This window comes from Alteromonas sp. 07-89-2 (genome assembly GCF_013113925.1).
In the GTDB taxonomy this organism is placed as follows: domain Bacteria; phylum Pseudomonadota; class Gammaproteobacteria; order Enterobacterales; family Alteromonadaceae; genus Alteromonas; species Alteromonas macleodii.
Genome location: NZ_VTYM01000016.1, coordinates 144,960 through 169,838, shown reverse-complemented (window position 1 = coordinate 169,838; position 24,879 = coordinate 144,960). Strand labels below are relative to the sequence as shown.

The 24,879-nt window shown below is 44.7% G+C and carries 27 protein-coding genes; 18 read left to right on the top strand and 9 right to left on the bottom strand.

Features of this window, described 5'->3' with window-relative positions; translation table 11 throughout:
- The first annotated feature begins 215 nt into the window (after positions 1 to 215).
- The 10 genes from F0261_RS12360 (at position 216) to F0261_RS12315 (ending at position 5,514) form a co-directional block, all read left to right on the top strand.
- A complete protein-coding gene (locus tag F0261_RS12360; RefSeq protein WP_110289466.1) occupies positions 216 to 638 on the top strand; it encodes a GCN5 family acetyltransferase in 423 nt (140 codons plus the stop codon).
- Between the two features lie 672 nt (positions 639 to 1,310).
- On the top strand, positions 1,311 to 1,676 hold the full coding sequence (locus F0261_RS12355) for a hypothetical protein (RefSeq protein ID WP_171338092.1): 366 nt from the start codon (positions 1,311 to 1,313) through the stop codon (positions 1,674 to 1,676).
- A gap of 149 nt (positions 1,677 to 1,825) precedes the next feature.
- Positions 1,826 to 2,614 (top strand): YwqG family protein, encoded by a 789-nt coding sequence (locus tag F0261_RS12350; RefSeq protein WP_171338091.1) that lies wholly within the window; start codon positions 1,826 to 1,828, stop codon positions 2,612 to 2,614.
- Positions 2,615 to 2,679: 65 nt separating this feature from the next.
- Positions 2,680 to 2,946: a thioredoxin family protein gene (locus F0261_RS12345; RefSeq protein WP_171338090.1), complete on the top strand. Its 267-nt coding sequence runs from the start codon at positions 2,680 to 2,682 to the stop codon at positions 2,944 to 2,946.
- Positions 2,936 to 3,193, top strand: coding sequence for a PspC domain-containing protein (locus F0261_RS12340; protein WP_171338089.1), 258 nt, complete (start codon positions 2,936 to 2,938; stop codon positions 3,191 to 3,193). The genes F0261_RS12345 and F0261_RS12340 overlap by 11 nt, the downstream gene beginning before the upstream one ends.
- Positions 3,194 to 3,354: 161 nt before the next feature.
- Positions 3,355 to 3,789, top strand: coding sequence for an energy transducer TonB (locus F0261_RS12335; protein ID WP_171338088.1), 435 nt, complete (start codon positions 3,355 to 3,357; stop codon positions 3,787 to 3,789).
- A gap of 66 nt (positions 3,790 to 3,855) precedes the next feature.
- Positions 3,856 to 4,188 carry a YnfA family protein gene (locus F0261_RS12330; protein ID WP_252119685.1) on the top strand — a complete coding sequence of 111 codons (333 nt, stop codon included), beginning with the start codon at positions 3,856 to 3,858 and terminating at the stop codon, positions 4,186 to 4,188.
- Positions 4,189 to 4,223: 35 nt separating this feature from the next.
- Positions 4,224 to 4,652 (top strand): N-acetyltransferase, encoded by a 429-nt coding sequence (locus F0261_RS12325; RefSeq protein ID WP_171338086.1) that lies wholly within the window; start codon positions 4,224 to 4,226, stop codon positions 4,650 to 4,652.
- A 52-nt stretch (positions 4,653 to 4,704) separates the two neighbouring features.
- Complete coding sequence (locus F0261_RS12320) at positions 4,705 to 5,160, top strand: GNAT family N-acetyltransferase (protein ID WP_171338085.1); 456 nt, start codon at positions 4,705 to 4,707, stop codon at positions 5,158 to 5,160.
- A 24-nt stretch (positions 5,161 to 5,184) separates the two neighbouring features.
- Positions 5,185 to 5,514: a zinc ribbon domain-containing protein YjdM gene (locus F0261_RS12315; RefSeq protein ID WP_014948132.1), complete on the top strand. Its 330-nt coding sequence runs from the start codon at positions 5,185 to 5,187 to the stop codon at positions 5,512 to 5,514.
- Between the two features lie 91 nt (positions 5,515 to 5,605).
- Here F0261_RS12315 and F0261_RS12310 read toward each other — a convergent pair whose 3' ends face one another.
- A complete protein-coding gene (locus tag F0261_RS12310; protein WP_014978205.1) occupies positions 5,606 to 6,463 on the bottom strand; it encodes a LysR family transcriptional regulator in 858 nt (285 codons plus the stop codon).
- A 171-nt stretch (positions 6,464 to 6,634) separates the two neighbouring features.
- Between F0261_RS12310 and glyA the strand changes: the two genes are divergently transcribed.
- The gene (gene glyA / locus F0261_RS12305) at positions 6,635 to 7,891 is read left to right on the top strand and encodes a serine hydroxymethyltransferase (protein ID WP_014978204.1); all 1,257 of its coding nucleotides are present in this window, start codon (positions 6,635 to 6,637) and stop codon (positions 7,889 to 7,891) included.
- 9 nt (positions 7,892 to 7,900) lie between these two features.
- Here glyA and F0261_RS12300 read toward each other — a convergent pair whose 3' ends face one another.
- The 5 genes from F0261_RS12300 to F0261_RS12280 form a co-directional block, all read right to left on the bottom strand.
- Positions 7,901 to 8,371 carry a hypothetical protein gene (locus F0261_RS12300; protein ID WP_039225015.1) on the bottom strand — a complete coding sequence of 157 codons (471 nt, stop codon included), beginning with the start codon at positions 8,369 to 8,371 and terminating at the stop codon, positions 7,901 to 7,903.
- Between the two features lie 147 nt (positions 8,372 to 8,518).
- Positions 8,519 to 9,790 carry an NRAMP family divalent metal transporter gene (locus F0261_RS12295; RefSeq protein ID WP_171338084.1) on the bottom strand — a complete coding sequence of 424 codons (1,272 nt, stop codon included), beginning with the start codon at positions 9,788 to 9,790 and terminating at the stop codon, positions 8,519 to 8,521.
- A 142-nt stretch (positions 9,791 to 9,932) separates the two neighbouring features.
- Positions 9,933 to 11,270, bottom strand: coding sequence for an alginate export family protein (locus F0261_RS12290; protein ID WP_171338083.1), 1,338 nt, complete (start codon positions 11,268 to 11,270; stop codon positions 9,933 to 9,935).
- Positions 11,271 to 11,415: 145 nt separating this feature from the next.
- A complete protein-coding gene (locus tag F0261_RS12285; RefSeq protein WP_171338082.1) occupies positions 11,416 to 12,213 on the bottom strand; it encodes an ABC transporter substrate-binding protein in 798 nt (265 codons plus the stop codon).
- A 19-nt stretch (positions 12,214 to 12,232) separates the two neighbouring features.
- Complete coding sequence (locus F0261_RS12280) at positions 12,233 to 13,351, bottom strand: porin (RefSeq protein ID WP_014975544.1); 1,119 nt, start codon at positions 13,349 to 13,351, stop codon at positions 12,233 to 12,235.
- Between the two features lie 275 nt (positions 13,352 to 13,626).
- Between F0261_RS12280 and F0261_RS12275 the strand changes: the two genes are divergently transcribed.
- The 4 genes from F0261_RS12275 (at position 13,627) to F0261_RS12260 (ending at position 15,668) form a co-directional block, all read left to right on the top strand.
- Positions 13,627 to 13,881, top strand: a complete 255-nt coding sequence (locus F0261_RS12275) for a Rho-binding antiterminator (protein WP_014978199.1) — start codon at positions 13,627 to 13,629, stop codon at positions 13,879 to 13,881.
- 48 nt (positions 13,882 to 13,929) lie between these two features.
- On the top strand, positions 13,930 to 14,316 hold the full coding sequence (locus tag F0261_RS12270; protein WP_014978198.1) for a VOC family protein: 387 nt from the start codon (positions 13,930 to 13,932) through the stop codon (positions 14,314 to 14,316).
- 92 nt (positions 14,317 to 14,408) lie between these two features.
- Positions 14,409 to 14,720, top strand: coding sequence for a hypothetical protein (locus F0261_RS12265; RefSeq protein WP_014948122.1), 312 nt, complete (start codon positions 14,409 to 14,411; stop codon positions 14,718 to 14,720).
- Positions 14,721 to 14,942: 222 nt separating this feature from the next.
- Complete coding sequence (locus F0261_RS12260; RefSeq protein WP_014978197.1) at positions 14,943 to 15,668, top strand: YitT family protein; 726 nt, start codon at positions 14,943 to 14,945, stop codon at positions 15,666 to 15,668.
- 425 nt (positions 15,669 to 16,093) lie between these two features.
- Here F0261_RS12260 and alr read toward each other — a convergent pair whose 3' ends face one another.
- A complete protein-coding gene (alr, locus tag F0261_RS12255; protein ID WP_039225023.1) occupies positions 16,094 to 17,170 on the bottom strand; it encodes an alanine racemase in 1,077 nt (358 codons plus the stop codon).
- A 190-nt stretch (positions 17,171 to 17,360) separates the two neighbouring features.
- Between alr and murQ the strand changes: the two genes are divergently transcribed.
- Both murQ and F0261_RS12245 read left to right on the top strand, forming a co-directional pair.
- Positions 17,361 to 18,374: an N-acetylmuramic acid 6-phosphate etherase gene (murQ, locus tag F0261_RS12250; RefSeq protein WP_084081806.1), complete on the top strand. Its 1,014-nt coding sequence runs from the start codon at positions 17,361 to 17,363 to the stop codon at positions 18,372 to 18,374.
- A gap of 18 nt (positions 18,375 to 18,392) precedes the next feature.
- Positions 18,393 to 19,916 (top strand): exo-beta-N-acetylmuramidase NamZ domain-containing protein, encoded by a 1,524-nt coding sequence (locus tag F0261_RS12245; protein WP_171338081.1) that lies wholly within the window; start codon positions 18,393 to 18,395, stop codon positions 19,914 to 19,916.
- A 159-nt stretch (positions 19,917 to 20,075) separates the two neighbouring features.
- On the opposite strand, the gene F0261_RS12240 is transcribed toward F0261_RS12245, so the two are convergent.
- Both F0261_RS12240 and F0261_RS12235 read right to left on the bottom strand, forming a co-directional pair.
- Positions 20,076 to 21,146, bottom strand: coding sequence for a mechanosensitive ion channel domain-containing protein (locus F0261_RS12240; RefSeq protein ID WP_171338080.1), 1,071 nt, complete (start codon positions 21,144 to 21,146; stop codon positions 20,076 to 20,078).
- A gap of 118 nt (positions 21,147 to 21,264) precedes the next feature.
- The gene (locus tag F0261_RS12235) at positions 21,265 to 23,238 is read right to left on the bottom strand and encodes a glycoside hydrolase family 3 N-terminal domain-containing protein (protein ID WP_171338079.1); all 1,974 of its coding nucleotides are present in this window, start codon (positions 23,236 to 23,238) and stop codon (positions 21,265 to 21,267) included.
- 196 nt (positions 23,239 to 23,434) lie between these two features.
- On the opposite strand from F0261_RS12235, the gene F0261_RS12230 reads away from it, so the two are divergent.
- Positions 23,435 to 24,811, top strand: coding sequence for a Na+/H+ antiporter NhaC family protein (locus tag F0261_RS12230; protein WP_039219347.1), 1,377 nt, complete (start codon positions 23,435 to 23,437; stop codon positions 24,809 to 24,811).
- Positions 24,812 to 24,879 lie beyond the last annotated feature (68 nt).

Genomic DNA, 24,879 nt, shown 5'->3' with positions numbered 1-24,879 from the left:
ATGTGTATTAGTATAAAAGTTCATTGAGTTTTCTCCCTTGGTTTGGTCGCCTATTAGGATAAACTCTGTTTATGCTGATAGGGAGGAGGCTCAATGATTATCAAGCCAATAAACTCACACACCTCGTTCGCTAGGACGCTAACTCGCGGGGCCGCTTCGGTATTATGCCCTACGTGCTATCGCCCCTTATTTAAAAGTTATGCTCAAGGAAGATTATGAAGATTTATCCAGAAGTACTCGACCCAGAACAAGTTGGAAACTATCCCGCAGTTGCCAAGTCCGGAGGTGGGTATGTTTGGGATGAAGTTCTCGAATATAGGGTATGGTGTCATCCTCACGATGGCGCGCCAGACCTCGAAGGTGGAAGCGACTATTACTATGCTTTCGCCACTTTTGAAGAAGCATTGGAATGTAGCAACGATATTCTAGGTGCAGAAAGACCAATGGCTCTAGTTCTTCAACGCGAGTACATAAGCGAACCAATCACCGGCCAATATGAACACATAAAAGAAGAAAGAATAACTGAATGGCCAGTTCAATTTTTAGGGCGCCCTAAAAGAAACAATCTAACCATTCCTAACTTTATGTCTCCAGATGCTCCGGACAACAAACTGGACATAATTAGAGGCCTTGCATAACTTTGGCGTAAGGCATAACAAGCCGCTGTGGACCCAAGCGGAGCATACTGGGACAAAAACACGCAGGCATGTTCGCCATTATGTCCCACGAGCCTGCGCCCGTCATTGAAGAGCTATGAAGTGTTGAATCATTTTAGAGGACTTTTTATGAAACTCTACCCTTATCAAACGATACAAACTGTAAACCTACCAACTCTTTTGTTCGCAGCTAGAGCTCTTGGTATTTTCGCCTATATATTCTCTTTTTTTACTGTTCTACTATGGGGCGCAGCTTTCGCTGTCGATCCTAGAGTCAGAGAAACTTGTTTACTTGTTAGCATGGGCACATTTTCCGCTACTATTTGCTTTTTAGTTATTAGCGGGTTATGCGCTGCCGTTGTCTCTTGCGAACAAAAATACACTCAAGGATAGAACGCTACACAACAAACCAAGCCAGCGGGATACAAGCACGTACGTTCCCGTAACTTCGCTTTGTATTTTAGCTTACGTATTTGTGTCCCTGCATGGGATATTCTACTCACAGGAGAAGATAGTGCTATTTTCTCCTGTGAATAGAAGAAAGGCGCTTAACACGTTCACGCCGTTCATTGGAGCAGAAACCCAGCGGCGCTAGGCTATGATACCGCTACGTTGCTGCTCGTTAGCTTAGCGTTAGGTACTACAAGGAACTTTATGGCAAAAGCCGAAATAAAAAGATTCATTAAAGACATACAGTCTCGTTTTCCGGATACTGTACCTTTAATGGAAAAACACGAGAGTTGGGCGCTAACCTTTCGAATGGAAGAGTTTGCAAACTCAACAACTTTTGCGTTGAACGAGAATAGACTAGCGGAAGCTGAAAGACATTTATCATACATGAGCCAAAAATTAGACTCGGCAACTTCAATTGAATTTGAGTACATCGACAAATATTACGTCGAACACTTGTTTTGGAATGCAACACCTGCAGGGATAAAAGCTGGTTGGCCACTCGTTCCAAACAACTTAAAAAAGCTCTACATAGATTTTCACGGTAACGAACCGAAATCGAGGTCATAGAGGCACGCACCTAGCACCCAAATAAACGCACTCGCTAGGCTACTTTGGACAAAAGCACGTAGGCTCCCTACCCTTTGCTTGATATTCTAGCCTACGTATTTTTCCCATAAGCAGGGTGTTAGCCTCACCATCAAAGGAATTGAACAATAATGAATGAAAAAATACTAAGCCTCGGTGAAAAGTGCCTTAGGCTTATTCCCGCAGAGACAGAAGTAGTTAGTTTTCTTGGTGGAAAGCCAGTAGTACGTTCACCTTTCGACTGGCCTCGTAAAAATAATAAACCACTTGGGTTCATTGCTCAGCTAGACTTGGAAGAAATTAACGTAAATCAAAGTATCGAATGGTTACCTGACAGTGGCCGATTATTATTCTTTTATGATTTTGAAGAGTGGCCTTGGGGGTTTGACCCAAATGATAAGGGTGGTTGGGCTGTAATTTATGAGAATGGTTCTGGAGATCTGTACTCTCATGAACTGCCCGGAGATCTCAGTGACGAACATGTAGCCCCTTCAATTAAATATTTGAAAGCAAAAAGTTTTACTAGCTATCCAGATGCGCAAAGAATTAGCTTTGAAGAAATTGGCTTATCTGAAGACGAGGATGATGAATACTACGACTTTATCGATGAACAGTACGGAGTAGAACCTCGCCATCAAGTTGGGGGCTTTCCTACACCAGTACAAAATGACGATATGGAAGAAGAATGTCACCTTGTGAGTAGTGGAGTAAATTGTGGCGGTTCAGAAGGATACAATTCAGAAAAAGCCAAACAGCTTCGAAGGCAGGAAAACGATTGGCGAATGATTTTCCAATTTGACTCTGATGATGATATCGAAGTTATGTGGGGGGATATGGGTATGCTTTATTTCTGGGTTAGAGAAAGTGACGCTAGAAAACGTGACTTCTCTGCTGCTTGGGTGGTGCTACAGTGCAGTTAATATTAACCCATGTATTACTTCTACTTATTTGAGTTGCTATATTCTTTGACAATTAGGAGGTCATTGTGAAGAAGGTTTCGATATTTCTATTTCTGATTTTCTCAAGCGGTTCGTGGAGTCAGACATATGAAGAGAAAGTCGCAGCATCTAGGGCATTCATAGGAAAGCCTGTTCAAGAGCACACGTTTTATACTATAGATAAACTGCCCATCACCTTTCAAAGCCTTGAAGGTGAAAATGTTGTTGCTTACTTTTTCGCATCCTGGTGCTCGCCTTGTTATGAAGGATTAGAAAATTTACAGTTAAGTCAAAGAAACTGGTATGCAAAATAAAACAAGTATTCTTACGCGCAGTAGTAAAGGAGTTATTGCTGGCGTTTGCTCAGGCATCGCTGAATACTACGGTCTGCGAAAAAATGGCCTTCGTTTAGCATTTCTAATTACCAGTTGTTTCTTTGGAATTCCAGTTCTCGCCTACATTATTCTGTGGATGATTTTACCAAGCTACCCTATATCCCAAGCTATGGCTCGCGAACTAAGCCGTAAAGCAGAACAACGGCGGGGTATTAAAGGCAAGTGACTCGCCAGCTTCGGTTTTACCTCTCTTTTATAATGGAAATTATGTATTCAGAATGTTTTTTCCTTTTATTTCATACAATGCGTTAAGTGGTATCTACCTAATGCAGAAATCGTGTTAGCGTAGAATCTAGGAAATATGTCAAACAACACAAGGAAAGTTATATGTTTTATAAAGCGTCGCTATTTTCACTCTGCTTACTGTCTGCCGGCTCCTTTGCCGATACCATTTATGGCACGGTAGAGCTTACGCACTTAACACCCACTCAAGCAGAAAGTACGTGGCAAAGAGAAAATCAGGTTGTGCCTCGCTATCCAATGAAACTAGCACAAAAAGGCATTGCTGGGTGCGGCATTTTTAAAGTTAACGTTGATGCTGAAGGTACCACTAAGAGCATTACATTAGTTAATTCGGTACCTAAAAGGGTTATCGAAAAACCTGCTGCTAGAGTCATAGAGGAATGGGACTGGACGCTGGCAGAAGGAAAGTCGGCTGCGAGCGAAGAAAAGCTGATTCGATTGGATTTTTGTTTGGGCGCAAGCTCTGAAGAAGAAGCCCATCAACTGTGTAAGCAACAAGCCAGCATGGCGTGCGAGTAGCACTTTAATGCCCTTTTCAAAAGGTATTATTTGCTTACCAGCAGTATTTCAAAAGAGGTCTACCCGTTGGAATTAAAAACCATTGGTTTGTTTGTAATTACTGCACTTGCTGAAATTGTTGGGTGCTATCTGCCCTACTTATGGTTGAAAGAAGATAAGTCCATATGGTTGTTAGTACCAGCGGCTATATCGCTCGCGCTTTTTGCTTGGCTGTTATCACTTCACCCGACCGCTGCCGGGCGCGTATACGCGGCTTACGGTGGTGTTTACATTTTCATGGCTATTATGTGGCTTTGGCTTGTTGATGGAGTGAAGCCAACGTTATGGGACTTGGTGGGCACCTTTGTCGCTATGATTGGTATGGCGATAATTATGTTCGCACCAAGAAGTCATGGATAAAAGTCTTGCTTGCAATAAATAACGAAGAAAACGCGATGAAGATTACCTTTATTCCAAGTACGAACCTACCAAGGGCTGCTGAGTTTACCTTTAATAACATGCGCGATTATTACGCTCAGTTTGCGCCTGATTGGGACGCCGACAAAGTACTTGGAGTTACCGCAGAGCTCATTAATTACGACATTCAAGTAGACAGCGAAACGGTGGGGGTTATGCGCCTTCAATACGACGGTAACACCTGTATATTGCGCGACCTTCAGGTCATACCCAGCGCCCAAAACAAAGGCATAGGTAGTGCTGCCATTGAAGAAGCAGAAAGACTTGCGTTAGGGGCCAATATTAACTCGCTTGAACTACGAGTTTTCAAAGTTAGCCCTGCAGTTTCGCTTTATAAAAAAGTGGGATTTGTCATTAAAAGTGAAGACGACCGCTTTTTTAACATGACTAAACCCTTAAGCACGTAGCAAACAGGCTTGTACCGCCGTCTACTCAGAATATACCTAAAGGCCAAAGCACATGAAGATTATTATTGATGATCTCACCGGAGGAGAAGTTCTAGCGCTTTTAGAAGAGCATTTGTATGAAATGTATGCTACATCGCCACCTGAGAGCGTACATGCATTAGATGTTGAAGCACTAAAAGCTTCGAACATTACTTTTTTTAGTGGCTGGAAGCAGCAACAGCTTGCGGGCTGCATCGCTATTAAAACCCTTGATACACATAGCGCCGAGCTAAAATCTATGCACACCGCCAAACCGTTCAGAGGTTGCGGGGTAGCGTCTCAGTTATTACTTTTTGCCCTAGAACATGCGAAAATGAAGGGGTTCAGTTCGGTAAGTTTAGAAACGGGAACGCAAGACTACTTTTTAGCGGCCAGAACCCTATACAAAAAGTTTGGCTTTGTTGATTGCGGTCCATTTGGCAGTTACTCAATCGATCCCAACAGCCACTTTATGACCCGAGCGCTTTAATTTAGTACTTTAAGAGAATTCCACATGTCGTTACCTCCTTGCCCGCATTGCCAATCAGAATATGTATACGAAGATCAGCCTCTACTTATTTGCCCTGAATGTGGACACGAGTGGAACCCGAACGAGGTAGAAGAGGAAGTCTCAGCAAAAGACTTCAACGGAACACCGTTAGTCGCCGGCGACAAAATTACGCTAGCAAAAGATTTGAAGGTAAAAGGCAGTTCGTTGGTACTTAAAATTGGCACCAAAGCCGTTATCCGACACGTAAAAGATGCCAAAGACCACCAGCTAGACTGTAAAGTAGATGGCGCGGGTGAAATGATGCTAACTGCACAGTTTGTTAAAAAAGCATAAACGGCACCTTATTTTAAAGCCTTTTCTCCTTTCAACGCGCTTGCCTTTTTGTTGTTCGGCAGGCGCGCTAGCTATCCCCTGCTATCTCCTCTTAAAAATTTGCGACTTCGTTGGTGATGGTTTCAGTGAGCAAGCTAATCGCTTTCGATGACACCTTCTGAGGATTAACTAAACAAACACCCACATGCCCAAGCTCGGGTAAACTTTCTGAATTAGATAGAACGTGTAGACCAGGCGGCACCGAACTTTTTGCAAGAACGGTTATACCCAACCCTTCGTTAATGGCCGTTTGTATGCCGTTTAAGTCAGCAATGGTATACACCACCTGCCACGGTTTTTTGATAGCCGATAACAGATTGGTTGCTCGCTTGCGGTAAATACACGGCGACGGTGCAGCAATAATAGGCAGTTTAGCAGGCACGCTATTTACAAAGCGCTGACTCCCCACCCATACCAATTGATCTGAAATGATGTAGCCGTCTTGCTGAGGATCTGGTGTTTCTTGTAGCGAAAGAATTAAATCGAACTGACTTTTAAGCGGCTCACTAAGTAAGTCTTTACTTAGCGCACAATGCACCTCTAGCGATATTTCCGGATAGGTTTGCGTGAACCGTCGAATAATTTTAGGCATAAGCGTTGTGCTAAATTCGCTGGGAATGCCTAACCGAATATTTCCCGTAACCTGCGGCTTGCCGAATTCGGCCATAGCCTGATCGTTAAGAGCCACTATCTTTTCACCATACGACAATAAGCGACTACCAGCGCCAGTCAGTGCCAAGCGGTTTTTGTCGCGGGAAAATAGCTTTTCCCCAATCATTTCTTCTAGTTTTTTTATCTGTAAGCTAATGGCAGGCTGTGTGCGCTGAAGCTGCTCCGCACATTGTGTGTAGCTACCCGTCTGTGCAATAAGCACGAACGAACGCAGAAAATCTATCGATAAGTTTTTCATTACTTTGCTGTACACCTCTCTATTAGCTTTGCCTGCTGTTTTGCCTTACTGATGCCAAACTTGCTCACAATTCCATTTAATAAAATTATAATGCCATATTTTTTATTAATTTTATTTATTCTTTTTACACTCCTAGTATCAGATACAAAATAATGACATTTAGGAGCCAGCATGAACCCACTTAACCAGCACCTTCACGAACAAGACCCAGATATCGCAGCATTTATTGCGCAAGAAAACGAACGCCAAGAACATCACATTGAACTGATTGCATCGGAGAACTACACCAGCAAAGCTGTTATGCAGGCGCAAGGCAGTCAGCTAACTAATAAGTATGCAGAAGGCTATCCGGGCAAGCGCTATTACGGTGGTTGCGAGGCGGTGGACAAAGTAGAACAGCTTGCTATCGACAGAGCTAAAGCATTGTTTGAAGCTGACTATGTGAATGTGCAGCCTCACTCTGGCTCTCAAGCGAATACTGCAGTTTATATGGCGCTATTAAACCCTGGCGATACCATTCTTGGGTTGAGCCTTGATCACGGTGGGCACCTGACACACGGTGCAAAGCCTAACTTCTCGGGAAAACTATACAACGCGATTCAGTATGGCTTGAACACAGAAACTGGTGAAATTGACTATGACCAAGTAGAAGCCTTGGCAAAAGAGCACAAACCAAAAATGATTGTAGCGGGCTTTTCCGCTTACTCTCGCGTGGTCGACTGGCAGAAGTTTAGAGACATCGCTGATAGTGTAGGCGCGTATTTACTCGTAGATATGGCACATGTTGCAGGCCTTGTTGCGGCCGGTGTTTATCCCTCGCCAATTAACGCGGCTCACGTGGTTACTACTACCACCCATAAAACACTACGTGGTCCTCGTGGCGGGCTTATTATGTGTAAGTCAAACCCCGAGCTTGAAAAGAAATTCAATTCATTAATTTTCCCTGGTATTCAGGGTGGACCACTTATGCACGTTATTGCCGCAAAAGCGGTAGCGCTTAAAGAAGCCATGACAGCAGAGTTCCGCGCTTATCAAAAGCAGGTAGTTATTAATGCACAAGCTATGGCTGATGTGTTTATGAAGCGTGGCTTCGACGTAGTATCTAATGGAACCGACAACCACATGTTCCTGCTAAGTCTTGTAAGCAAAGGAATGACGGGGAAAGAAGCCGACGCGATATTAAATAGCGTGAATATAACGGTAAATAAGAACACAGTACCTAACGACCCGCAGTCGCCATTCGTTACAAGTGGTATTCGAATTGGCACACCTGCGGTCACTTCACGCAATTTTAGTGAAGAAGACTGTGCTCAATTAGCCCATTGGATTTGTGATGTGTTAACAGCGCCAGAAGACAATGCAGTAGTACAGCAAGTGATAGATAAAGTGGCAACGCTAACAGCGGCTCGCCCCGTTTATACTAAGTAAAACCTAGTACTATACCGAGCGAACTCGTGCGTTGCAGGTAGCCACCATTACCCGCCACACGAGTTTGGCTCGTTCATTAAACTGCACTATTCCCACTCCCCAAGCGTCTTCCATGGCGCCTTGCCACACGCTACACGTTTCAATGGTATCGCCGTACAAGGGGGCTAACGATAAGCTAATGCGTAGCGACTCCAACCATTCCCTAAATAACGGGTCCTGATTACCTGCTTCACGCATTTGAGAAAGCTGTAGCGAAGCTTGTTGCTTAATACCTTGAAGCCTTTTGTAGATTTCTCGAGGGTCTTCTTGCTGCCCTAAAAGATGAAGTTCGCGCTCAATGTCGTAAGCATTGTGCCAGTGGATAGTTTGCTGCGGTTCTTTTGAACAGCCCCACATTGCCGCACTCACAAGCGAAAGCAGCATGATACGCTTACCCCATAATAAAAGGGTGGAAGGAAATAGTTTTTTGCCACGCACCAAGCTGCGAACTCCTCAAACGATGTCATCTACAGTATAGATGAGTATTGCGCTAGGGCTCGCATAAGTGCGCGTAATTAAACTAATTTACTAAGGCGAGACTTGCGAAGCACCTAAAGTGCTCTGCGCTCTCGTTACGGTAGGAAGTGGCTAGCTAAACCACTTCCACCATATAAACACCATTAGAAACCCAAATAGATAGATTAGGCCTAAATAGCTAAGCAGCTTCACTACCACGTTTGGCGCCGCGTCTTGATGAAGCTTGGTTTGTGCCACAAGCTTATGGTTAAGCCAAGCAAACATTGGAGTAGTAACAAAGGCCAGCGTCATCGCAAAGCCTAACATTGCCAATAGCGCAGATTTAAAGAACAACACAATGATAAAACTCGCCACTGCCATGAACAGTAACACCGGCGTTACCAGCGTATTTCGTGCGTTTTTATCTTTGTTAAAAAGAAGCGCTATTGCTTCAGCAACCACCCTCGCATAACCATCATAAACGGTTAGCGCCGAACCAAATATGCACAAAAATGCAACCAGTGCGATAAGCCAATGCGCCCACTGGCCAATGGTTGATGAGTACATGCTAATTAGCTGATGGGAAAAGCCGATACCGCTAGTACTTAGCTCTGTACCGCTGCCATACAAAATTAATGCACCTAAGCCCAAAAACAACAATGCGAGTAGCACCGTCACTGCATAACCTAAATTAAAATCGAAAAGGGCCGACTTTGGCGTTACGGCTTGCCCCTTGCACTGCCGCTTTAACCAAAGTGAAGTAATGGACGATATTTCAATAGGTGCGGGCATCCACCCCATTGTGACTACTAAAAAGCCTAATGTAGCGAGCGTCCAAGGTGAAGGCGGTGCCACGGCAGGTGCTGGTGAAGCAGAATAATTGCTTAGTGCCACCACGAATACGGCGGCTGTCGCCACCACAAGCACGCCCATTATGCCTTTGGCGATATTGTCCAATCCTTCAAAATGGCCAGCGAGTAGAATGATTAAAATAAGTGCCAAAACCACTGAAGCAGACAACGTTATGGCGATATCGAAAGGAATAAAATACGACAATAAACTTGCTGCAAACAACAACAGCGCTGCAGCATTGACCACCGACGCAATGGTATTCAAACCCAAGGCAAGGGCCAAATATCGTCTCCCCATTCCCAAGTACCCTTGCTGAAGGGTTTGTTTGGTACTGATGGTGTAGCTAACGCCTGCTCTAAAGAATGGGTATTTGAGTAAGTTAACTACCAATATAAGCAGCGCTAACTGCCAACCAAACTTCGCCCCCGCTTGAGTTGATGCTACTAAGTGACTACCGCCTACCGCCGCTGTTGCCATAAGCACACCCGGGCCGAGCAATTTTAATAGTGCAATACAACGGGCAAAAAACGATGTTTCAGCTGAATACGACAAGGCAACCTCTAAATGGGCATTTCAAAATAGCCGTTAACCATATCAGTAATATAATAAACAGAAAAGAGAGTACGCGCTCATCTGCAAGGCTTGTGGTGTAAGCAGCTGTACCCAGTTTACGCGGGCTATTTAGCCGGAGACTTTAAAAGGTATACAAAGCGCCAGTGAATAAAAAGGCGCTGTTGTCGCTGTAATCTCCACGCGCAAAACCCCCTCCTTTTTTGAGGTAGGCTCCACCTAGCACTAATCGCAACTCGGGTCGCACTTGATAACGCCAGCGAGCTTCCACTTGATGGCCAATGAAACTGTCCACGTCTTGAGGTGCTTTTTGGTACCACATGGCTTTGTAACCAAGCATAATATTGTGCGCTTTTGCTGGCTTAGACACGCTTCGAAGCCCCACTGCTTTTAGGTTTCTACGTGGCATAGCCTGATATACATCAGTAGGTCCGAAATCAAAACGTCGCACGCCGTATAAGGTATCAAAGTCAGAGATTGTGTCATCGCTTGTGTCGTTGTCGCCACTGATATAGTCAACTTCAGCTCTAAGAAAGGTGTTGTCTGTAATCTGTTTCCCAACATAACCAAATAGCATATATGCACGAACGTCTTTCTCGTTTGTATCGTTCGCAGATGCGGTTTGATAAGAAGTTCCCGTTTGCCCCACCACCTCTATATTTGTTATTAGGCCATTATCGAAAGGCTGGGTATAGTCTACACTCAATGTGTACAGATCACGTTTTTTGGTGGCAAGCGCTTCACTATCGTCTTCTTTTAACCAGTAGCTTTGCAGCTTGACGTTGTTGTCTTTTGACGCAGCGTACACACCAAAGAATTTTCGTTCGCTAAAGCTTTTGTCGAACGCGCGTTCGTTCCCATCCAGACTTTCATTGTCAGAAGGAAAGCGAGATACCGGCAGCACGTACACGCCGTGTACTTGCCAATCTGCAACTCTTGCTTCTACCACAATTCCATCATAGCTATTGGTGGCATTGCGATAGGCTGTTTTGGCCAATAGCCTGCGACTGCCGTAGTCGAGCTCCATACGCCCTACCTTTACCGCAGACACTTCGTATAAGTCAGATGCTCGTTCGGGTTTGTAGGTGATAAAGAACTGTGTAGGCTCTAGTGTATTAACCTGATTGGCCGTTAGCGTTGGATCGTTTTCATCCAGAAACACTCGCGAGTCACGAATTTCGATCGTTGCCGCGAGGTTTTGATAACTTACCGTAGAATTCACGATAAAGCGTGTTGAAAGACGCTGATTACTTTGTTCTCGTGCAGCTGAAGATGTTGGAAATATAGGGTTATTCAACGACTCGTAGCGCACTCTAAGCGAGCCAGAGACATCAAAGGCTATTTCATCACTCGACGCGTTGGCTAACGGGCAAACAACAACGAGTATTAGCAGAAGGCATGTGCTCAACAGCGAGCGAAAACGACCACGCCCGTAAAGTCGCACAAATAAAGGGCTGCGCATTAGGAAATAACCATTACATCAGTATCATGTGCACTGAAGTATATAGATTATTTTTATTATCGCACTGCCCTTTTAGTTTAATTTATTATGCCTTTGGCGTTTAGCCAGCGGGGTTTTGTATAGCCCCTTAGGCCTGAAACGCCAGCTAGCGTCTGTCAAAATTCACTTTTTTCTGCGGATGCTGATAGTAGCCTTCTTTTAGAAGGCGTTTAAAGCGGGTCAGTTTTCCGTCCAGCGTTAACTCTTCTAACCCTTTATTAAATAGCGACAGAATAAGCTGACTGTCACTTTCGCCTTTAGGCACTAACAGATGCGTGGTTACAGTTGAGATAAACGGCTTAATGGGCATCACATCTCTGCGGTCGCCACTATCGAAATCACGCTGAAGCAAGTACCATCCTGTTAGCTCATCAATGGGAAAAACGTCAATTTTACCGTCAATCAGCGCCTGTAAATTGTCTTTGTCTGTGGCACTTTCCACAACATTACTGCTGCTTTTAATGTAAGCGGCAAGTTCATCGTTATATAAGTACCCTTCTGTTACGCCCATCTTTAGGTCTTTTAAGTCGCTTAATTCAGCCCAAGTATCAGGGCCCTTTTCAGCATTAACATAAAACACCAAGCTTTCCGCACTAATAGGGTTACTGTGGAAAAACTCACTTTCCCGGGCGCGCACAAAATTGCCGTATGAGATGGCGTCGTATTCGCCTTTTAGCGTTGCTTCAAGCGCTTCTTCCCAAGGTAAAGATACAAACTCAACCACAACGCCCGTTTCTAAAAACGCATCAGCGATAATGTGATTGATATAACCGTCGTGCTGCATGTCAGTTGACGTATAAGGGGCATACTCTGTGGTGGCTATGCGTAGTTTCATCCATGAATGGGCAAAACTTTGCATCGGAATTAGCGCTAATAAAAATGTCGCTATAAGTAATGTTCGCATGTCAAAGTCCTGTGAGTGATTAGAAGTAAATACCAAGGTTTATGTTCAAACGGTGAGTAGTTTCTTGTCTGCCACCTAAGTCGAGTCCCACGCCCGGGCCACCTGAAAACCACATGTTTTTGCCTTGGATACTATCTACATATACAAACAATTTATCCCAGCCAAAGCTACAGCCGTTTATCCACTGCGACGAGTTTTTCCCTTCGCTTCCTTCACCTTTTGCCACGCTGTACTCTGAGTAACAAGTAAGTGATTCTATGTGAGTAAACTTATAAGGCACAGAGTACACAAGGTTTGCTGAATAGGTTTTACCGTCGGCCGCGGCTAAGAACGGGAAGGTGAAAGAGGATAGCGCTATGCGATCGTCTGCTTGCCCTTCTGGTGCAGCCAAATCGTATTCATAATCGATATACTGCAGTTCGACTTTTAGGTCGCCTTGGGTATGGCGCATATGCACGGCATAGGCATTCATATCGCCATCGTCCAGGGTATCCAGGTTTAAGATGTTGCCGTATTGGTAAGACACGCCAATATCGGTAGTGCCTCCGCGAATAAAGTTTGCCGTGTAGTTAGCACGTAAATTGTATTGGCCGTCTTCTTTATTTCGATATTCACCGTCGTCCGCCACGTCGAACGAATAGCGCCCAAACTCAGCGGCATCGTTGTACTCGTCGTTCATAAAATAGGCGGCTTGAAAATCCCAGTTGCCCCAATCGTGGTTTATTTTCACCCCAGCATCGTAATCATCTTCGAAGCCAAGATAATAATTTACCGAGAACCAAAAGTTGTTACTGGCAAAGGGCTGCAAACCAAACGGTGTTTGGGTTATACCTGCTGTAATTTCGGTTTGCTCATCGAAATGATAAGTCAGGTCGGCGAACCTTACTGTGTCGAAGTCGGTATTTTCATACCATCGATATTCGGCTTTATAGCTAAATTGATCTGACTCACCCGACACGCCAAGTTTGAATGATTCAAATTCGAAACCATCTCTAAACTCGGGAATTTGCCAGTCTTGATGCCCGTAGTTAACCCTAACATGACCGCTTAAATTAAAGGGAAGTTCGTCGGCATTTGCGAAGCTTGAGGTGCACGAGGCTATTGAAACTAAAGAAAATGCGGATAGTAGCTTGTTCATTACTGTTCCTGTATTGAATTTTTGGCGGGAACCCTTTGCTAAAAAATGCCTCTAAGAAACATGAGGGGCGTTCAAGCGCTTAGGTGTATCGCGCACCAAAATAAATCCTTCAGTACTAACAATACTGAGCAAACCTTAAAAAAAGATCATTTGTTAAGGTCAGACTTCTGTGAAGTGAAGCGCTATGTATGCGCGGTAAATGCGGAAAGTTTTGCTGTGAACGTTAGGTCTACTCTACTAATTGGTCGCCACTTGAACAGCGAATAGGGGAATATGTGAACATAGCGTGCCAGCTTTACGACTACATCGAAATTGCCTGCATGTATGGGCTTGAGGTGAGCGTAGTATTAAAAGACGGGAATACGATAAACGGTACAGCACTGACCACAATTATCGATAAACGCAACGACGTGGCCACAGAGTGTATTCAAATGTCCATCGACAAAACCACGCAAAATATTGCGCTTAATGAAATCGCTCAACTTCACGCAATAACTGACAACCCGCATTTCAGCTCAGTCAGCTTTTAGGTAGTATGCGCAGCTAACTTAGCTTAACTTTCAAAGTGATCCTGATTTATGACGCAAAACCTCTCGGCCATTACTTTTTTTGTAGACGACTACGACAGTGCCATTGAATACTTCTCCACGGTTTTAAACTTTACCTTAACCGAAGACAAAGTAACCGGCGAAAACTCGCGTTTTGTTCTGGTAACCCCACCACACAGTGCTACGAGCTTGTTGTTGGCGCAAGCAAAAAATGACACAGAAATGGCACTCATTGGCAGCCAAGCCGCCGATAAAGTATTTTTAATTTTGAATACTGACGACTTCTGGCGCGACTTCAATGCCATGCAAAGCAAAGGGGTGGCATTTTTAGAAACCCCTCGGGAAGAAGTGTATGGTACGGTAGCCATCTTTAGAGATAAGTTTGGCAATAAGTGGGATTTGATCCAAACGACCTAATTGCACTTTATATAAGTGCGCCTTGTCGTTGCGATATTTTTTGCGGCAAGGTTTTAAATGAATAGTGTAAGGAAGTAGAGGAGAAGTAGCACGTGCAGGCCATGAAGCGTTCCATTATTGCTGATGTTGTTGCAATAGCGGCAATAGCACTGTTGATCACTACGACGTTTTATTGGATAGAAGCAAGGCGCGAAGTCATAATTCTCTGCGATAACTTTACGCCTGGCGTATCGAAAAAAAGTGTCGAACGCCAGCTAGATACTGCAAACTTATTGTTATGGGATACAGAGTTTGTTGCAAATGGCAGCAAAATCGAAGCATATAGCCCTCTACACTTAGGCATTATGAAATGCAGTGTAGAGTTTAATAAGCAAGATACCGTTGTATTCTCTATTGTTGAGTAATCAGACTCCCTAGAAGTTTCCTCTACTTTTTGCGATTTATGTGAACCAGGTTGGTGCAACGTTTACATCGACGCAACACCCTATTCACCGGTGCGCTAAAAGTCGTAAAGGCAAACTTACCTTCCGCCATTTATCGCACCGAGTTAACTTTTCATCTCGCTGTAACCTACTGTGTTGTAAACGTATAATTACGCTGTGTCTTCTTAACGCAAACTTTTTCTTATGCAAAAAACAAAACACAGTGTCATCGAGGATGTTTTCGCCCTGATAAGCGCCGGCTTGTTTGTTGCTTTTGGCGTATATTTATTTCAGTCTCAAGACTTAATGGTAGGTGGCGCGGCAGGCTTAGCACTGTTAGGTACTTATGCCGTAGATATGGACTTCGGCTTGCTATTCTTTCTGATTAACTTACCGTTTTACACCCTAGCTTGGACGCAAATTAGCAAGCGTTTCACCATTAACACCTTTATATCCGTCACCACGGTTTCTGTACTGACTGAGCAAATTCCAGCGTTTGTGGATATTAGCCACGTAAATCCATTTTTCGCGGCGGTATTTGGCGGTATTCTAATTGGTGTAGGTATGCTGATGATGTTTCGTCATAGCTCAAGCCTTGGTGGCATTGGTATTATGGCGTTCTACTTACAACAGCGTTTCAATATTAGAGCCGGTACATTCCAGCTGACCGTAGATAGCTGTATATTACTTAGTGCTCTGTTTTTCATCGCTTGGCCTTTAGTGCTAATTTCAATTTTAGCGGCATTTTGTTTGAACATGGTTATTTCGCTTAACCATAGACCAGAGCGTTACTTCCCAGTGCAAGGCGAATCTGAATCAAAAAAGGCAAACGCTGAGTCAAACAATGCCGATACCAATCACATGGAAAATCGTGCTGAAAACAGCCTAGAACAGTGCTTAGACAGCGAGCTTCGCGCACAAAACGGCTAAATTTACTCAGCCAGTCTTTGCCATTCGGTCATAAATTTTCGCTGTTACTCCCCTCAAAAAGAGACAGCAGCGATGATTAGGGCAACAAATAAAAAGCCCGGTTAGGCACAACCTAATCGGGCTTTCTTGTATCTTTTATTTGTATTCCTAGACGCCTACAACAAACCTATTGCTTCTTCTGAACAGGTCTTGACGGTCGACTTACTACTCCACGGTTCACTCTTGGACGAGAAAACGAAGTACGCATACAAACCTCACTTATGAGTTGTTGCTCAGCACAGTTGGAGGCGAAACATTCACCGCAATCCCGCAACCAAGCCGATACAGTATAGGCTCAAAATGGGGGTAAAAGTCTCATTCTTTTAATGAATAGTGCTTTATTAAAACTTATATGAAGTCTAGCCAAATTGGCACTGCTTTGAAAGTTAAAGGTATTTTACAATGCGCGGCACCCGTTGAGAAACGCGGGTCATTAATTCGTAGTCGATAGTGTCAGCATTAGCCGCAACTTCCTGAATTGGCACATTCTGCCCCCAGAGTTCAACTTCATCGCCCACCGCGACGTTGTCGATATGAGTTACATCGATTGTGATCATGTCCATAGAAACGCGGCCAGCTAAATAGGCGCGTTTACCTCTAATCATTACCGGCGTACCGTTTTTGCAGTGTCTTGGATAGCCATCGGCATAACCAATGCCTACGGTTGCAATTTTGCTGGGCTTACTTGCTACCCAGGTTTGACCATAACCAATTCCCTCGCCTGCCGGTATGGTTCGTACCGCTAATACACTGGAGCGAAGTGTCATGGCAGGGTAGATTTCAATGTCGAGATTTTGTGAGGTAGAAACGGCACCGCCATAAACCCCCACACCTAAACGGTTCCAAGCATTTCGACTTGCAGGCCAGTTTACCGTGGCGGGAGAATTAGCCACGCTGGTTGGCAAGTCCAATTTACTCGCTACTTGATTGAACGCATCGATTTGCGTGTTGGTAAAGTTATTATCTACATCGTCAGCGCACGCAAAGTGCGTAGCAATAACCGTTTGCTCGCTAAGTAAATGATTGTACTTAGCAGCAATCCCTTCGATATCGGAAAGGGCAAATCCCAACCGGTGCATGCCGCTATCCACTTTAAGCCAAATATGCGGGCGCTGCTGTTCGGGGCAGCTTTCTAACCACGTAAGCTGTTCTTCGCAGTGCATAACTAATATACAGTTATGCTGAAATGCCATTTGGCACTCTTTTGCCTGATGTGCCCCTTCTAACACCACAATAGGCGCAGAAATTCCCGCGTCGCGAAGCGCAATGGCTTCTTCAATTATTGCTACGGCAAAACGCGAAGAAACATGCTGAAGAATGCGCGCTACATTTACTGCTCCATGACCATAAGCATCGGCCTTTACTACCGCCATAGACTGACTTGAGGGCGCTAAAGCAGCAAGGGCTTTAAAATTATGTAAAAGGGCATCAGCATGAATGATAGCTTGCGTTTGTCGGCTCACAGAAAAACACGTTCCTTAAATGTTTAATGAGAAAGAATATCGAAAGCCACAGTGTACCACGAGAAGCGTATTAGCTGCGCAGGATTAATAATGAAAAACGTACCATCTAACGCAAGGTTTCTTATGGCATAAAATACCGTTATGCTTTGCGCTAGCTCATTATTACAATTTCGTTGCCCCAAGGTTTTCAATGTCTTCGCACAATTCTTCTACTTCAGAATCATCCGCCAACGCCAGTATTGAAAATACAGTCAGTACTGACAATCAAGCGGCAGGTAATAAACCCACCGTTAACGAATTAGCCCAGTCACTGAATAAAATTGTGTCAGAAGGCAGAAACCCAGACACCCTCGATATAGACACGCTAAGCACCGAAGGCATTCTTGCCCGCATTAACAATGAAGACGCGAAAGTGGCAAACGCAGTTACCTCGCAAATTCCGCAAATCGGAAAAGCGGTGGATGCTGCAACCACTAGCATTAGAAATGGTGGCAGGCTCGTTTATATAGGCGCGGGGACCAGCGGCAGGCTGGGCATACTTGATGCGGTGGAGTGCCGCCCAACGTTTAGCGTGCCTGATGAACTGGTTGTTGGCGTGATAGCTGGCGGTGAAAAAGCCATTCAGCACGCCGTAGAAGGTGCAGAAGATGACGTCGACGCGGGGCGTGCTGATCTTGTAGCGCTGTCCTTAAACCACAACGATACCGTTATTGGTATTTCGGCAAGCGGTCGTACACCCTATGTAAGTGGCGCACTGGAATATGCCCGTTCGCTTGGCTGCTTTACCGGCGCTATTGCATGTAGCCCTAACGCCGCTATTTTTACCCATGCTGATGTAGCTATATGCCCAGTTGTTGGCCCTGAGGCACTTACTGGCAGTACGCGCATGAAGTCGGGTACGGCGCAAAAGCTAATTCTTAATATGATTAGCACCAGCACAATGATTAAGCTGGGGAAAACCTATCAAAACTTAATGGTAGATGTGAATGCCACTAACGAAAAACTAAAAGCCCGTGCGCTTCGCATTGTTATGCAGGCTACGGACTGCAGTGAAAATGCTGCTATAGCAGCGCTTGGTGCGTGTAATAACAAAGCTAAAGTTGCTATTTTAATGGTATTAACCGGGCAATCTGCCGAGCAGGCCACCGCTCAATTAGATGCTAGCGGTGGGTATTTACGTTCCGCCGTGAATAAAAGCGAATAACCACGGTAAACTAATGCTATGAAGGTTTTAACTTCGGTCACATTGAGCAAGGTATTCAGACGCCTAACGTCAAGCGCATTCATTGCTGTACTTTCTCTAGCATTAATTAGCTTATCGCTTAACGGCTGTGCACAACAAAGCTTATCTACACATGTATATACAAGTGATACTGATGGCCCTGCGAATCACTCAACATTAATAAACAAGCAACCTGCGCTAGGGACTAAGCAGCCCGTATCAAGCACCAAGCAGTTTACTGTAGGCGCTGAACGCTATTCGAAATACCTGCCCTTGCTAGCAGGTAAACGGGTTAGTTTGGTGGTAAACCAAAGCGCGTTGGTTTCGAGCCACAGCGCTTTGCCTTCTAGCAAAGTTGAGCCTGAAGAGCGCGAATCGAGCAACAGCTTGGCTGCACAAAAAAATAAGATAAAGACAAGCCAGCGCAATCAGCATCTGCTTGATGCCCTTCTTCAACGCAGTGTTAATGTTGTAAGTATTATGTCGCCGGAGCACGGATTTAGAGGAGACAAAGGCGCCGGCGAAAAAGTAGATAGCAATATTGATGCTAAAACCGGTATACCTATTCACTCCCTTTACGGCGCAACCAAAAAGCCTACCCCCGACATGTTGGATGGCATCGATGTGATTGTTTTCGATATTCAGGATGTAGGCGTACGCTTTTATACCTATTTAAGCACCTTGCACTATGTGTTGGAGGCGGCCTTTGCGCGTAATATCGACGTTATCGTGTTAGATAGGCCAAATCCTAACGGCCGTTATGTTGACGGCCCAGTACTTCAATCTGAATTTTCGTCGTTCATTGGCATGCATCCTATTCCCGTCTTACACGGTATGACCTTGGGCGAACTTGCTCAAATGATTGTGGGGGAACAGTGGTTAGATATTGACGCGAGCAGTTATGACAACGCTCAGCTTACCGTTGTCCCGGTGCAGGACTATCAACGCACTGCACATTATTCATTGCCCGTAGCGCCTAGCCCTAACCTGCCAAACGATTTATCGATACGCCTTTACCCAACGCTGTGTTTTTTTGAGGGCACCGACGTGAGTATAGGTCGCGGCACTGACTTTCCCTTCCAACTTATTGGCCACCCGTTTGTTGAATTTGGTAAAACCAAGATACCGGTAAATACAAATAATGCAGCGCCCCACCCTAAACATGAAAATACTCTGCTAAGTGCACATGTCTTTTCTTATGCTGATCCTACGATCTTGGAAGGCTCTGACTCTAAGCAAACAACTCACAAGCGCTCACCAATTAGTGGCTTAGATATCGCTACATTGATAGATGCCTATTCTCGCTTTTCTGAATATAACAAGGTGATCAGCGCCAGTGATGCCTCTGAAGAAACCTTCTTTACTCGCCCAGATTTCTTCGACAAATTAGCGGGTAACGATGCGCTACGATATCAAATTCAAGCCGGTAAAACGCCTGCAGAAATTCGCCAAAGTTGGCAGAAAGATTTAAGCAAATTTAGAGAAAAACGAAAAGCATACCTGCTTTACGAAGACACGGATTGATGTACAGATAAACGCCTTTACCCTTGAGGATTTGAGGTATCTTATCAAGGTAAATGTGGAGGAAGTGTTAGCGATACTAAACTTACCACATAATGTGTAAGTAAATACTCACACCCGCATAGCCCCAGATTTAATGGAAGCTAAAAAAGTTAGTAAAAACTAACCTTCTTCATTTTTTGTTTTTACCAAAGCTGCGAGCTGAGCTTCAGCGGTGGCTTTTTGATGTTTAAGCTCATCTCTGTTTTCGCCGTCACTCTCAGCGATTTTTGCATCAATATCGGCGATCGTCTGCATCAGCGTTTCTTTACTTTTTTCTTTTTGCTCGGCCTCTTCAGCTTTGTCAAAAATAACGTCTTCAGGAGATGCTTCTTCTTGTTTAGTGTGTCCAGGCGATTTAGCTATCATTTTCAAGCCGTCAGGTTGGGGGCGTTGATTCATAAAGCTAGGAGAAACAATTTCAATATCGGCATTATGCAAAGCGTCGAGTACGGCTTTGTGAAGTCTTGAACGCGCGCTCAGCAAACTCTTTACTTCGGTTAGTAGACCTGAAATGCGATAACTTACTGAAAAGTCGCCTAACCCAACTACTTGTACAAATGGCTCTAACAGCTGAGCATTTTCAGCTGCAACAAGTAAGTGCTTTTCAATAATGCTGTGATGAATATCGTAACCTAAGCTGATATCCACACTAACAATTGCGCCAGACGCTCTGGTCACAGAAACGGGCGAATTCACCATCAGCGTATTGGCAAAGGCAATAAGCTCTCTGCTCTCAGTCTGAATTTCCACATCGAGCAAGCCCATTTCGGTAACGCGACCGCTGTAGCCTTCTACCTTGATAAAGTCACCCACTTTAAACGGACGATTTACACGAAGTACGATCCCCGCCATCAAATTCCCTACCATGGTGGTAGAAGAAAAGGCAATCACACCTGATATAAGTACGCCGATAAGTGCAATAACCTGATTTCTAGTACTCTCACTTACAGGGAGCGTCATTGCAATTACAACAGCGCCAATGATAGTAAGTACCAACATTCCAACTTGGCGAGGTAACTTCTGCTCACTAGTAAGATGGCTCTGCTTGGCTAGCAGAAGGTAGTGCAGTGCGATGAGCGCACTTATTACCAATACAATAGCGACAAGAAGCGGAACAAAAGGGAACAACGCACTTAATGCCGTATCGACTAATGAAGTTTGCGTAGCACCTGATGTATTTGTTGTATTCACGATAACTCCTTTTAAAATGGCTTTTGAAATGGCTTTTGAAATGGCTTTTGGCTTGGCTCTTTGTTCGCACTTAAATGGGCAATATCTTTGGTTTTGGTCTCTGCTTTCGCGTGGCCACCTATTTCAACGAAACAGGTGAACGTCCCTCAGCGAGCGCGCTACCAAGTAATACATCAACCAATGCATTAAGACTATAGCTCGTAACGTGCTGATTTTCTTTGTCACTTTGCTGTGTAATGTTCACCGCATAACTAAATGTAGCAATAGCAACATCGGCTAGCTCTTTCACGTCATGCGCTTTATATGGCATGCGCAGTGGAGCAAAGACCACGGTTTTATTCTGTGCTTTCGCAGCAACCATTATTTTTTTGCTAAATGCCATCACCTCAGTCTCGCTTGCGCGTCGTTTCACATGCTCAGGTAAATCGACTCCTCCTAATTCATAGTTAGCATGTAGCGGACTAATATTACCAACCACTAGCACGTCAGCTTGTTTTAGTAGATTCATTGCTAATTGGGTTTTAGGTAACGCAGTTAACGGCAAACACGCAAACTCAAGAGTCTTATTGTTGAAGTTGGAACGTGCGCGTGTAAGCGCGGCTTCAAATGCTAAACATCTTGCTGCGTCTGGCATAAGCGCCAACCAGCGATTTGAAGTTATTGGCAACTCATCCTTCCCGAAGAGTACAGATACTGACGATTTAGAAAGCGCTTTCTCAATTTGAATTCCTCTGTTTTTCAAACTGTTAGGGTTATTCATTGAAGCATTTTCTTTCGCTTCATTGAGCCACCATGACATGGGCTTGGAAATAAAACTTTGCAAAGCAAAGCGCTGTTTTGCCTTAATAATACGATTATGAGACGCTTTCAAGAAAGCGCTTTCTGACATTCGACTTGCTGCATTATCCAAAAGTAACGCGAACTTTTTTATGTCGTCTTGGGTTCTTATGGTGAACGGCATAAGCGCAATGTCAGCACCTGCGCTGAATGCACTGACTAATGCTTCTTCATGGGAGAAAAACTGAGTAATACCTGCCATGTCTAACGCGTCAGTAACGATAAGGCCTTGATATCCTAATTGGTTGCGAAGCAAATTGCTTAGTATTCTCTTCGACAAAGTAGCAGGAACTATTTGTGACTTACCATGCTTATCAATAATTGTCGTATCGTCTAAAGACGGGTACTGAATGTGTGCACTCATTACCATTGCAGGAGGCGTTGCACTATTAATGATATTCGCAAAAGGAAGGATGTCACCCGCCATAGCTTGCGCTTTGCTATGCGTTACTTGCGGCAAGCCACTGTGGCTATCTACATGGGTATCACCATGGCCTGGAAAATGTTTGATAGCACTCATTACACCTGTACTTTGCATAGCACTGACAAATGTCTGCCCGAGTGCGGCTACCTGCTCTGGATTTTGCGAAAAGCTGCGTACGTTAATAACGGGGTTCTTCGGCTCGCTATTTACATCAACCGACGGCGCAAAATTGGTGTTTATTCCCAGCGGTAAAAGCGTTTGGCCAATATGCGATGCCACACTTTGCGCAAATGCGCTGCCTCGCTGATGAAAAGTGGCGCCAATGGCCATGTTACCCGCAAACGGCGAGAGCATGTCTGAAGGCAACCTTGCTACTCTGCCCCCTTCTTGATCGACAGCAATAAACAACGGCTGACGACCTGCTTTTACCATATGCTGCTGCATGGTGTAATTGAGCGTAATTAACTGCTCGGTATTTTGAATGTTCTCTGAAAACAAAATAACACCGCCGATGTTGTGCGTACTAAGCACATTTAAAAGTGACGGTGGAATTACGGTCATGGGCGTACGACAGCGCGAAGACGGCGTATTGTCTTCACAGAAATAGCGAAAATCCAAAATGATTTTTTGCCCGAGCATGTTTTTTACAGCGCGAATTGTTTCAGCATCAGCGCTGGGCTTAGGATTATTCGAAGCGTTAGCACTTCCAGATTGAGCGGTTGCGCTAGCAGTAAACAGTGAAGCACTTAATAAAATGAGTATGCCTGACAAGATAGCGCTCAGGCCCATCAATGAAGCACGTTTTTTACAAATAACTTGCTGGAATAACAATGTTTATCTAATCCTTGGTAACACGAAGCACAATACGGTACGCTAGCATAAATGAGAGAAGCATGTTCGCCAACTTTGAACTGCAATCACACATTCTCTTACGCAAATAGACATACCTATAGGGCAAGTAGAGCGTAGTAACTTATCAAAGCTCAACAAGTCCTAGGCACACATAAATTTAAGTTTGGAAAGAAGTATGGATTGGATGTCAGTCATCCCCCCTCTTGTGGCTATTGCCGTCGTCTTTTGGAAAAAAGAAGTCATACTCGCATTAGCGCTGGCTGTTTTGTGCGCGGAAGCGTTAATTTTGATAAATGCTGATATCGCTAGCAGCTATATGGCGCCCATTAATGCCATAGAGCGCGTGGTTGATACCGCCGCGAGTCCTGGCAATACACGGGTGCTTATTTTCTCTGTACTAGTGGGCGCGTTGCTCGCATTTATACGTGACTCTGGCGGAGTAACGGCAACGGTCAACTTTCTAGTAAACAAAGGGGTAGCGAAGAGTCGCAAACAAGTTGGCGGCTTGACCATGTTCACTGGCATCGCTGTATTCATAGAATCAAACTTAAGTGTGCTCACTGCCGGCATATTCGCCCGAGGCCTGTTTGACCGTTTCGGCATGAGCCGCGCGCGCTTAGCCTACATCATCGACTCCACCAGCGCGCCCGTTTGTATTTTGATTTTATTGAACGGCTGGGGAGCATTTATACTCAGCCTGCTCGATGCATACGAGCTACCAGCTTCGTCAGCCTCAATTTTATGGGGCAGCGTATTTTTTAACTTTTACGCTATCTTCACCTTACTTATTGTGGCCTACACTATTTCCGCTGACAAAGTGCATGGCCCCATGGCTGAGGAAGAAAAAGCACTCACGCATGCAGAGGTTAAACAAACTACGGAACCTGCCACCAAGGCTCGTTTCATGTTGGTACCGCTAATAATAATGGTATTAAGCATGGTTGGCTTCATGTTCTGGACAGGTAATGGCGTATTGTCTGAAGGCAGCGGGAGCAAATCTGTACTTTACGCTACGGCTCTTGCCACTGCCATTGCCTATGGTCTGCTCTTAATCCACAAGCGTTTTACCCACAAGGAAGCGGTAGAAATTGGTTTTAAAGGGATGGGTGAACTACTTCCTCTAGTAACCATAGTGTTACTCTCGTTAACCTTAGGCAATAGCCTTAAGGTGCTTGGAACAGGCGTGTTTGTCGCGGGCATAGTGGGAGAGTATCTTCCTTTAGTGCTTATTGTTCCCATGCTATTTGTTGCCGGAGCGATCATGTCGTTTACCACAGGCACGTCATGGGGCACATTCGCCATCCTAATTCCTATTGGTGTGCCGCTGATTCAAAGTTTAGGGTTACCCCCTTCACTGGTCATTGGCGCTATTTTGGGGGGCGGCATATTTGGTGATCACTGTTCGCCTATTTCCGACACTACTGCCGTATCTTCGCTAGCAGCAGGTACTGACGTATTAACGCACGTTAAAACTCAGTTTCCCTACGCACTATTTGCGGGCGCACTTACGCTTATTGCCTATTTTGTAGCAAGCTTGATCATGCTTGGTTAATGCCGTTGATTAAAGTTTGCTGGAAGTCAGTTGCTAATCGCAAAGGTTTAGCAATGTCTGTAACAAGG